The sequence below is a fragment of the Nocardioides luteus genome (genome assembly GCF_000960475.2).
In the GTDB taxonomy this organism is placed as follows: domain Bacteria; phylum Actinomycetota; class Actinomycetes; order Propionibacteriales; family Nocardioidaceae; genus Nocardioides; species Nocardioides luteus_A.
This window is the reverse complement of the sequence record NZ_JZDQ02000002.1, coordinates 207,199-216,681: the sequence shown is the minus strand read 5'-3', so window position 1 is coordinate 216,681 and position 9,483 is coordinate 207,199. Positions and strand designations below refer to the sequence as shown.

The 9,483-nt window shown below is 69.8% G+C and carries 9 protein-coding genes; 8 read left to right on the top strand and 1 reads right to left on the bottom strand.

The window, feature by feature from the left end; genetic code table 11:
• The first annotated feature begins 32 nt into the window (after positions 1–32).
• The 4 genes from UG56_RS02330 (at position 33) to UG56_RS02315 (ending at position 4,764) form a co-directional block, all read left to right on the top strand.
• The gene (locus UG56_RS02330) at positions 33–1,034 is read left to right on the top strand and encodes an ABC transporter ATP-binding protein (RefSeq protein WP_045549280.1); all 1,002 of its coding nucleotides are present in this window, start codon (positions 33–35) and stop codon (positions 1,032–1,034) included.
• A 26-nt stretch (positions 1,035–1,060) separates the two neighbouring features.
• Positions 1,061–2,128, top strand: a complete 1,068-nt coding sequence (locus UG56_RS02325) for a phosphatase PAP2 family protein (RefSeq protein ID WP_045549279.1) — start codon at positions 1,061–1,063, stop codon at positions 2,126–2,128.
• A 30-nt stretch (positions 2,129–2,158) separates the two neighbouring features.
• A complete protein-coding gene (locus UG56_RS02320) occupies positions 2,159–4,072 on the top strand; it encodes an acyl-CoA dehydrogenase family protein (RefSeq protein WP_045549278.1) in 1,914 nt (637 codons plus the stop codon).
• A gap of 140 nt (positions 4,073–4,212) precedes the next feature.
• Entirely contained in the window at positions 4,213–4,764 is a 552-nt protein-coding gene (locus UG56_RS02315) for an AAA family ATPase (RefSeq protein WP_045549277.1), read from the top strand.
• 120 nt (positions 4,765–4,884) lie between these two features.
• On the opposite strand, the gene UG56_RS02310 is transcribed toward UG56_RS02315, so the two are convergent.
• Positions 4,885–5,376: an inorganic diphosphatase gene (locus UG56_RS02310; RefSeq protein ID WP_045549276.1), complete on the bottom strand. Its 492-nt coding sequence runs from the start codon at positions 5,374–5,376 to the stop codon at positions 4,885–4,887.
• Positions 5,377–5,462: 86 nt separating this feature from the next.
• Between UG56_RS02310 and dacB the strand changes: the two genes are divergently transcribed.
• Genes dacB through hpt form a run of 4 tightly spaced genes read left to right on the top strand, consistent with a single transcriptional unit; the run spans position 5,463 to position 9,473 of the window.
• On the top strand, positions 5,463–6,842 hold the full coding sequence (gene dacB / locus UG56_RS02305) for a D-alanyl-D-alanine carboxypeptidase/D-alanyl-D-alanine endopeptidase (protein WP_052693627.1): 1,380 nt from the start codon (positions 5,463–5,465) through the stop codon (positions 6,840–6,842).
• A gap of 39 nt (positions 6,843–6,881) precedes the next feature.
• The gene (locus tag UG56_RS02300) at positions 6,882–7,931 is read left to right on the top strand and encodes a zinc-dependent metalloprotease (RefSeq protein WP_256206394.1); all 1,050 of its coding nucleotides are present in this window, start codon (positions 6,882–6,884) and stop codon (positions 7,929–7,931) included.
• On the top strand, positions 7,928–8,911 hold the full coding sequence (tilS, locus tag UG56_RS02295; RefSeq protein WP_045549274.1) for a tRNA lysidine(34) synthetase TilS: 984 nt from the start codon (positions 7,928–7,930) through the stop codon (positions 8,909–8,911). The genes UG56_RS02300 and tilS overlap by 4 nt, the downstream gene beginning before the upstream one ends.
• A gap of 10 nt (positions 8,912–8,921) precedes the next feature.
• Positions 8,922–9,473 (top strand): hypoxanthine phosphoribosyltransferase, encoded by a 552-nt coding sequence (gene hpt, locus UG56_RS02290; protein WP_045549297.1) that lies wholly within the window; start codon positions 8,922–8,924, stop codon positions 9,471–9,473.
• Positions 9,474–9,483: the final 10 nt, after the last annotated feature.

The window sequence follows — 9,483 nt, the reverse complement described above, 5'->3', positions numbered from 1 at the left end:
GGGGCTGACGCTTCGGCAGGATCGAGGTTGCGATGCTGTCGCTGCGTGAGGTGTCGGTGGCGTACGACGGGAAGGCCGCCGTCGAGGACGTCAGCCTGGAGCTGGCGGACGGGGAGGTGCTGGCGCTGCTGGGACCGTCGGGGTCGGGGAAGTCGACGCTGCTGCGGGCCGTGGCGGGGCTGGAGCCGGCGACGGGGGAGATCAGCTGGGACGGGCGGTCGCTGCGCGGGGTGCCGACGCACAAGCGCGGGTTCGCGCTGATGTTCCAGGACGGCCAGCTGTTCCCGCACCTCAGCGTCGCGAACAACGTCGCCTACTCGATGCGGCTGCGCCGCATCCCCGCCGCCGGCCGCGCGGAAAGGGTCGCCGACCTGCTGGAGCTGGTCGGTCTGGGCGGGTATCAGGACCGCCTTCCGGGCACGCTGAGCGGTGGCGAGCGGCAGCGGGTCGCGCTCGCGCGGGCGCTCGCGGTCGAGCCGCGGCTGCTGCTCCTCGACGAGCCGCTCTCCGCGCTCGACGCGGGGCTGCGGGAACGGCTCGCCGGCGACCTGCGACGGATCCTGCACGAGGCGGGCACCACCGCGCTGATGGTCACCCACGACCAGGAGGAGGCGTTCGCGGTCGCCGACCGGATCGCGCTCCTGCGCGACGGTCACCTGGTGCAGGAGGGGACCCTTCGCGAGGTGTGGGCGCACCCGACGGATGCCTGGGCCGCCCTGTTCCTGGGCTATGCCCGCGTGCTCGAGGGGACGGCGGCGTACCCGGTGCTGAAGGCCGCCGGGATGGACCCCGCCGATGCTGTCGCCCTCCGCCGCTCCGCCTTCGTCGCGGATCCGAAAGGCCCGCTCACCGGCACCGTGATCTCGGCCAGGGCCACTCCGGAGCAGCACCGTCTCGTCGTACGTCTCGACGACGTCGGCGAGGTCGACGCGGTCGCCGACTCCGCGCCGGCGCCGGGGGAGTCCGTCCGTCTGAGGGTCGAGCCGAACCGGCTGGCCATCCCCGGGCCGTACGCCCGCGAATCGGTGGAGTAACCACCGGCCGCTTAGAATCAGCGGCTATGTATCGCCGCGCTCAGATCTTCCTCGTCAGCAGCGCGCTGATCTTCGGTCTGATCGCAGTCGTGACCGCGCAGATCGTCGACAAGCGCATGCTCGACCCGGAGGGCTTCCTCGGACCGTCCTGGCTCCGGCTTCCCCTCCTCGTCGGAGCAGCGCTCCTGGTCGACCTCGTGCCGCGAACCCTGTGGAAGTCCAAGTTCAAGTGGGCGGACATGGGGCCGATCTTCAAGGAGCGGGTCCGCACCCACTGGACCCGCGAGCGGCTGACGCTCGTGGCGATGGGCATCGTCTGCTTCTACCTGGTCTACGTCTGCTACCGGAACCTCAAGTCGTTCCTGCCGTTCGTGGTGCCGGAGACCTACGAGTTCGACCACGAGCTGCACCTGATCGACAAGGCGGTGCTCTTCGGCTCCGACCCGGCGATCCTGCTCCACGACCTCCTCGGCACCGGCTGGGTGGCCTGGTTCCTCTCCTACATCTACATGTGGTTCCTGCCGCTGGTGCCGTTCGCCGTCGCCGGCTGGCTGGTGTGGTCGCGCAACCTCGCCTACGGCTACTGGTTCGTGAGCTCGCAGTGCATCGCCTGGATCCTCGGCACGGTCTCCTACTACTGCCTGCCGACCGTCGGCCCCGGCCTGAACTACCCCTACCTCTACGCCGACCTGCCGGACACGCCCGCGAGCAGCCTGATGCAGTCGCTGGTCTTCACCCGACAACACGTCCTCTTCGACGTCGACTCCAACGTGGTGCAGTCGGTCGGCGGCTTCGCCTCGCTCCACTGCGGCATCACCCTGCTGGTGGCGCTGATGATCCAGGCGACGATCAACAACAAGATCGCCCGCTGGGCCGGCTGGATCAACTTCGGCATCACCGTCGTCGCGACCATCTACTTCGGCTGGCACTACCTGGCCGACGACGTCGCCGGCTGCATGATCGCGCTCGTCGCCTATTACTTCGGCGGGCTGGCGGCCAACCAGAAGTTCCAGCGCAAGGGCGTACGCCGACTCGTCGCCGAGTCCGACGAGATCGCCGGACGCGAGGCGAAGGTCGCCCACGAGCTGACCTGATCCGGCCCCGTCGCGGCATAGGGTGGCGGCGTGAACGCCATCGATGCTGCAGCACTGACTTCACTTCTCGACGGTCGGTACGCCGGAGTCCGCCAGGACGTACGCACGGCGCTCGCCGAGCGCGCCGACTTCCTCGACGAGGTCGAGGAGCTGCCCCGGCCCGAGTATCGCGAGCGCGTCCGGGAGGTGCTCCTCGACGTCTCCGCGACCGGTCTGACCGGGCTCGGGTTCCCGAAGGAGTACGGCGGGGGCGGTGACGTCGGCGCCTCCATCGCCGCCTTCGAGGAGCTGGCCGGCGGTGACCTGTCGCTGCTGGTGAAGTCCGGCGTGCAGTTCGGGCTCTTCGGTGGCGCCATCCTCCAGCTCGGGACCGCCCGCCACCACGACCGCTACCTCGCCGACATCGTCTCCGGGCGCCTGCTCGGCTGCTTCGCGATGACCGAGCACGGCCACGGCTCCAACGTGGCCGCGGTGGCGACCGTGGCCACCTACGATCCCGCCACGGACGAGTTCGTCATCGAGACGACCCGCGAGGATGCGTACAAGGACTACATCGGCAACGCCGCGTGTCACGGTGAGCTGGCGGTCGTCTTCGCTCAGCTGGTCGTCGGGGGCGAGGAGCGTGGCGTCCACGCGCTCGTGGTGCCGATCCGGGTCTCCGGCGCGCCTGCTCCGGGGGTGCGGATCGCGGACGACGGGCCCAAGATGGGGCTCAACGGCGTCGACAACGGACGGCTGTGGTTCTCGGGCGTGCGGGTGCCGCGTACGTCTTTGCTGAACCGCTTCGCGGACGTCACCGAGTCGGGCGAGTACGTGTCCGAGATCGAGTCGTCCGGGCGGCGCTTCTTCACCATGCTCGGCACGCTCGTGCAGGGCCGGGTCTCGGTCGGTGGTGCCGGCATCCGGGCCTCGGAGGTCGCGCTGACGATCGCGGTCCGCTATGCCCTGCGCCGGCGCCAGTTCGAGGCGTCGTCGGACGCTGAGGAGTCGCTGCTCCTGGACTACGGCCAGCACCAGCGGCGGCTGCTCCCGCTGGTCGCGCGCACCTATGCGCTGCGCTTCGCGCAGGAGGTCGTACGCGACGACCTGCACGACGTCTTCTCCGGTGTCTCGACCTCGGAGCACGCCCGGCGCGAGCTCGAGACGCGAGCCGCCGGCACCAAGGCCCTGGCGACCTGGCACGCCACCCGCACCATCCAGGAGTGCCGCGAGGCGTGCGGTGGCGCGGGCTACCTCGCCGTCAACCGGTTCGCTGCTCTGAAGGCCGACACGGATGTCTTCACGACCTTCGAGGGCGACAACACCGTGCTGCTGCAGCTGGTCGCCAAGGGGCTGCTCACCGGCTACTCGAGCGAGTTCGAGGAGATGGACCAGCTCGACCTGGTCCGCTTCGTCGCCGGTCTCGCCGTCGAGACCGTCCTGGAGCGGACAGCCGTGCACAAGCTGCTCGAACGCGTCCGCGACGTCGTCCCGATCGCCGGCGAGCGGGAGCCGGACATCCTCGACGCCGACTACCACCTCGCCATGCTGCGCTTCCGGGAGGAGCACATGCTCGCCGGCGTCGCCCGGCGCCTGCAGTCGGGGGTGAAGGCCGGGCGCGAGCCCGGCGAGGTCTTCTCGACCGTGCAGGACCACGTCATCGGCGTAGCTCACGCGCACGTGGAGCGGCTGATCCACGAGGCGTTCCGGGAGAAGATCCGCGGGCTGCCCTCGGGGGCGGTGCGGGACCTGATGGACACCCTCTGCGACCTCAGCGCACTCTCGGTCATCGAGGCCGACCGGGCGTGGTTCATGGAGCACGGCCGGCTCTCCTCCGAGCGCTCCAAGGCCATCACCGCCGAGGTCAACCGCCTCTGCCGCGAGCTCCGTCCTCACGCTCGACTGCTCGTCGACGGCTTCGGGGTGCCCGACGAGCTGCTGCGGGCGAAGGATCTGATCGGCTGAGGGTGGGCCGGATGCTCACCGAGGTAACTCGGTTGGGTGTCATCTGGGATGACCTCTACAGCCCGCACCGCACGTTGGGTCGGTTCAAGTCCCGGATGCGGATCGCCGGCTGAAACCCCAGCGGGTGGTTGACTGACCACGTGGCCAGGCTGATCCTCATCAACGGAATGCCCGGAGTGGGAAAGTCGACGCTCGCCAGGCGTCTCGCGGCCGACCACCCCGGCACGCTGGTCTGTGACATCGACCTGCTCCGCACCTACATCAGCGGGTGGCGAGACGACTTCATCGGCGCCGGCGCACGGATCAGGCCGGCAGCGCTGGGGCTGATCCGGGGTTATCTCAGCCAGTCCGGCGACGTGGTCCTTCCCCAGCTGTTCGCCAGAATCAGCGAGCTCGAACGCTTCGAGCGGGCAGCGCACGACGTCGGCGCCGAGTTCGTGGAAGTCATGCTCGAGGCGGTCGATGACGACGCGCTACGCCGCTTCCACGGACGCGATGACGGCAGCGATCCCTGGCATCCGATCGTGAGAGAGATCGTGGCGGAGTCCGGTGGCGACGAGCACCTCCGTGCGTACGCAGCCAAGCTCGCCGAGCTGGTGGCGCGACGCCCCGCGACGAAGCTCGTCCCGAGCGTCGCGGGTGAGGTGGACGCGACGTACGACTCCTTGCGCGCCGCGCTGGGTGAATGCTGACCGAGTTACCTCGGTAAACAGACACTGCCCTCGTGGAACTCCACGAAGGCAGTGCGACCCAACCGAGTTACCTCGGTGAACATCCGCGCCGCGACCGAGCCCCCCGGCCGCAGGGCGGACTCAGTGAGCCGTGTTCTTGAACCGGTCGATGGAGGCGGCGATCTCCGACTCCGCAGCAGCCTTGCCGACCCAGTCGGAGCCCTTGACGGTCTTGCCGGGCTCGAGGTCCTTGTAGTGCTCGAAGAAGTGCTTGATCTCGTTGAGCGTCCACTCGTCGACGTCCGCGAGGTCCTGGATGTGGTCAAAGCGGGGGTCACAGGGAACGCAGAGGACCTTCTCGTCCTGGCCCTTCTCGTCCTCCATGACGTACATCGCGACCGGACGGGCCTCGACCAGCACACCCGGGAACAAGGGATACGGGGTCAGGACCAGCGCGTCGAGCGGGTCGCCATCCCCACCGAGGGTGTCTTCGATGTAGCCGTAGTCTGCGGGGTACATCATGGAGGTGAACAGCACGCGGTCGAGTCGAAGCCGGTTCGACTCGTGGTCCACCTCGTACTTGTTGCGGGATCCCTTGGGGACCTCGATCAGTACGTCGAACTCCTGCGTCACTTCTCTGCCTCCAGACAAACCCAAAAACGGAATGCCGGACAGTCTGACACCGATCGGCGTCAGACCCGGCATCGAGGAGGATATCCGTGGAGCCTGACACCCCGCCGAAGTGGCCGTCAGAGGAGACGGACGAGGCCCGCGGGAAGCTGGCGATCGTGCTGCCGCTGGTGCTCGCGCTCCTGGTCGGGGCGGCGGCAGGGGCGTACGCCCTGGGCTGGGTGCGCTACGCCCAGGGCAACGTTGCGCCGACCCCTCCGCCGGCCCCGCTGAACATCGCGGCCGTCAGTCCCGCGGCGGTCGCCGGCGAGCAGACGAGGACCCCCGGAAAACCCGATCAGGCCGCGCTGGAGCAGGTGATGCGGCGGATGGTCGCCGACAAGCGGCTGGGCAGGCACCTCAAGGCGGCGATCGCGCCGCTCGAGGGCGCGCCGCTGGTCACCCACGGCACCGGGTCCGCGACGCCGGCGAGCGTCACGAAGCTGCTGACGAGCGTGGCGGTGCTGGAGGCGTACGGCCCGGAGCGGCGGTTCGAGACCAGCACCACGCTCCAGGGCAGCACCGTCACCCTCGTCGGGGGAGGTGACGCATCTCTCACCACCAGCGACCTCGACACCCTCGCCGCGGAGACCGCTCGGGAGCTCGGCGCCACCAAGACGGTGACCCTGGCCTACGACGACAGCCTCTTCGCCGGCCCGATGATCAGCCCCGCCTGGCGACGTACCTATCTGGGGGGCGAGGTCGGTGGGATCACCGCGCTCTCGGTCGACCACGGCGGCTCCCAGGCAGCGGGCTACAGCCGGGACCCGTCCAGGCAGGCGGCCGAGCAGTTCAGGAAGTCCCTGGTCAAGCACGGGATCAAGGTCTCCGGCAAGCCCGTGCGCGGCACGAAGGCCGGCACCCAGCTCGCCGTACGCCACGGCGACACCCTGCGCGAGATCGTCGAATACACGCTGCAGCACAGCGACAACCAGCTCGCCGAGATCCTGGCCCGCCACGTCGGCGTCGCCGCGGGATCCCCGACGTTCGACGGCTCGACCGCGGCGATCACGGCCACGCTGAAGGAGCTCGGCATCGACACCACCGGGCTGGTCCTGCGTGACGGCTCCGGCCTGTCCCGGCAGGACCGGATCCCGCCGACGCTGCTGGTGAGCACGCTCCAGACCGCCGCCAGCGCCAAACGGCCCGAGCTCGCGCCCGCACTGACCGGCCTTCCGGTCGCCGGCTGGGTCGGCTCGCTCTCGCGCCGGTTCAACTTCGACGCCGAGCCGGGTCGCGGCCGTGTCCGGGCGAAGACCGGCACCCTCACCGGCGTCTCCGGGCTCTCCGGCATCGCGGTCGACTCCCGCGGAACGCCGTTCGTCGTCGTACTCATGGCCGACGGGTTCAAGCCCGAGGAGACGCTGGACGTACGCGACGCCCTCGATGACGCGATGACGTCGGTCGCGACGTGTCGATGCTCGACATAAGGACGGTTTGCGTAGGTCGGGTCGGCTACGGTCGTAGGCATGACCCATCGTGCTGAGGATCCCAGGCCGTCCGGAGCGACCATGGTCGACTGGGACCTGGCCGTACGCCTCGGCGCGAAGGTCGCCGGAGACGGCCCGATCGTCTCGCGTGACGAGGCCCAGCAAGCCGTCGAGGAGCTGCGCGCGGACGCGGCCAAGGCGACCGAGTTCGTCCGCGCCTTCACCGGTCTCGACGCGCCCCGCGACACCGCTCCGGTCCTGGTCGTCGACCGCCGGGGCTGGATCCAGGCCAACGCCGACACCTTCGCCAACGTGATCTCGCCGGTGGTCGACCGGATCACCGCGAAGCGCGCCCCCGGGGCCCTCTCCCTGGCGGTCGGTTCCAAGATCAGCGCCGCGGAGGTCGGCGGCCTGCTCGGCTTCATGTCCTCGAAGATCCTCGGCCAGTTCGACCCGTTCTACGGACCGTCGGGCCGGCTGCTCCTGGTCGCGCCCAACGCCGTCCACGTCGAGCGCGAGCTCGGCCTCGACCCGACCGACTTCCGGCTGTGGGTCTGCCTCCACGAGGAGACCCACCGGGTCCAGTTCACCGCGAGCCCGTGGATGCGCGACCACCTCTTCGCCCAGATCGAGGGCCTCTCCGAGGCGATGGACCCGGCCTCGATCTTCGACGGCGGGCTGCAGCGCGTCACCGAGGCGCTCAAGGGCAACGGCAGCATCGTGGACGCGTTCGCCAAGCCCGAGCAGAAGGAGATCATCGACCGGGTCACCGGGATGATGTCGCTGCTCGAGGGCCACGCCGACGTGGTCATGGACGACGTCGGCCCCGGCGTGATCCCCAGCGTCACCGCGATCCGCAAGGCGTTCAACAAGCGCCGCCAGGGCATCGGAGTGCTCGACCGCCTGCTGCGCCGCCTGCTCGGGCTGGAGGCGAAGATGGCGCAGTACCGCGACGGCGCGAAGTTCGTACGCCACGTGGTCGACCGCGTCGGCATGGAGGAGTTCAACGCCGTCTTCGCCGGCCCCGAGAACCTCCCGTCGAAGGCCGAGATCGTCGACCCGGACACCTGGGTCACCCGGGTCCTGTGAGCCTCCACCCCTCCGTAGCAGCCGTACGCCGCCCCGTCCGCGCCACGCTCGAGCGGCTCGAGCCGGGGGAGAAGGTGATCGTGGCCTGTTCCGGCGGAGCCGACTCGCTGGCGCTCGCCTCCGCGGCGGTCTTCGAGGGCCACAAGCTGGGCCTGCACATCATCGGCGCGACGGTCGACCACGGGCTGCAGGACGGCAGTCAGGAGCAGGCCGCGAAGGTCGTCGCCCAGCTCGGCGAGATCGGTGTCGACGAGACCGTCACCGCGACGATCGAGGTCAAGGCCGACGGTGAGGGGCCCGAGGCGGCCGCACGACAGGCCCGTTATGCGGTCCTGGACCAGCTCGCCGAGCGCCTCGGCGCGAGCGTGATCCTGCTCGGTCACACCCGCGACGACCAGGCCGAGACCGTGCTGCTGGGGCTGACCAGGGGCTCGGGCGCGCGCAGCCTCTCCGGGATGCGCGCCGCCTTCGACCGCTATCGCCGTCCGCTCCTCCAGACCGCCCGGATCGACACCGAGACCGCCTGCCAGGTCGAGGGGCTCGACGTCTGGCAGGACCCGCACAACCGCGACTTCGCCTACACCCGCGCGCGCATCCGCCACCGGGTCCTGCCCACGCTCGAGGAGGACCTCGGCCCCGGGGTCGCCGACGCGCTGGCCCGCACCGCCGAGCAGCTCCGCGAGGACGCCGACTTCATCGACGACATCGCCGAGGCGATGCACCGCGAGCTCGGCGGGACCCTCCCGGTCGAGACACTGGCGCAGTACCCGGCCGCCGTCCGCACCCGGGTCCTCCGGATCGCCGCCCTCGAGGCCGGCAGCCCGCCCGCGGAGCTCACCCGCGAGCACGTCAAGGCCGTCGAGGAGCTGGTCACCGGCTGGCGCGGCCAGCGCTGGATCGACCTGCCCGGACACCTGCGGGCGCGGCGTACGAACTCGTCGATCGTCTTCGAATCGGGACCGTTCACCACCAGCAATTAGAGTGACGCTCATGGACACCGAGTACGTCGGCGACGACCTCGTGAAGACCCTGTTCACCCACGACGAGATCCAGGCGAAGGTCGAAGAGCTGGCCCGCCGGATCGAGAAGGACTACGAGGGCGAGGAGCTCCTGATCGTCGGCGTCCTGCGTGGCGCGGTGATGATCATGGCCGACCTCGCGCGCGCCCTGAACCGCCACGTCGAGATGGACTGGATGGCGGTGTCCTCCTACGGCTCCGGCACGAAGTCGTCCGGCGTGGTGCGGATCCTGAAGGACCTCGACACCGACGTCACCGGCAAGCACGTGCTCGTCGTCGACGAGATCATCGACTCCGGCCTGACCCTGACCTGGCTGACCTCCAACCTCAACAGCCGTGGCCCGGCGAGCCTCGAGATCGTCACCCTGCTCCGCAAGCCCGAGGCGGTCAGCATGCCGGTCGACGTGAAGTACGTCGGCTGGGACATCCCCGACGAGTTCGTGGTCGGCTACGGCCTCGACTACAACGAGAAGTACCGCAACCTGCGCGACATCTCGACGCTCGCGCCGCACATCTACAGCTGAGCGGGGCCGA